1 pseudogene is annotated in these 1,037 nt (G+C 77.0%); it reads left to right on the forward strand.

The annotated features are described in order from the left end of the window. Window positions 1-84 precede the first annotated feature (84 nt). A pseudogene (locus tag KUM32_RS36710) lies at window positions 85-1,037 on the forward strand (N-acetylmuramoyl-L-alanine amidase); the annotation flags it as partial.

Genomic DNA, 1,037 nt, shown 5'->3' on the forward strand with positions numbered 1-1,037 from the left:
GTTCAGCCCCGCACGCCCGATCGCTCCCGCGCGCCACCCCGCGTGGGAGCTACGGCTCAGCTTGAGGAGGCTGCGTTGCCAAGGTTGCCAGGATTCACCCGGAAACGAACGGCGGCGAGCGGCTACGCCGGCCGTCGTGCCCGGCCGTCATCGCGCGCGTTCAGCGCCACGGCGTCGATCGCCCTGCTCCTGCCGCTGCTTGCCGCAGCCCCCACGGCCACGGCCGACCAGCCGCGCGGCGGCGGGCTCCAACAGGCGTTCACGGCCGCGGCGGAGCGCTTCGACGTGCCGCGCGAGGTGCTGCTCGGCGTCTCGTACCTCCAGTCCCGCTGGGACGGCCACCGGGGCGCGCCCAGCGTCGGCGGTGGCTACGGGCCGATGCACCTCACCGACGCGGCCACGGCGCTGGCCTCGGCCACGCACCACGCGCACGGTACCGAGGACCCGCGGGGGGACGACGCGCGAGCGCCCTGGAGGGCGGCCCCCGTACCGCCCGAGCCGCCCGCGGCGGACGACCTGCCGGCGCGCCTGCGCACACTGGAGCGGGCCCAGCGGCTGACCGGGTTGCCGGCACGGGAGCTGCGGGAGAGCCCCGCGGCCAACGTGCACGGCGGCGCCGCGCTGCTCGTCGCCGCGCAGAAACGTCTCGACCTGCCGCTCAGCCCCGACCCGGCCCGCTGGTACGCGGCGGTCGCCGACTACGCCGGGGCCGCCGACACCGCGACGGCCAAGGCGTTCGCGGACGAGGTGTACGCGGTGCTGCGCACCGGGGCCCAGCGCACCACCGACGCGGGTGAGCGGGTGCGGCTCGACCGGCACCCCGGCCTGCGCCCCGACGTCGCGACGCTGCGCCGGCTCGGCCTGCCCGCCGGTGAGCGGGGGCCGGGCGTCGAGTGTCCGCGCGGCGTGTCCTGCGAGTCGGTGCCCGCGCCGTACCAGGAGCTCGGGGACGGCGACTACGGCAACCACGACAAGGCCGACCGCCCCGCGTCGCAGCGGATCGACTACATCATCGTGCACGACACGGAGGGCTACTG

Source organism: Streptomyces sp. AC627_RSS907 (assembly GCF_019049165.1).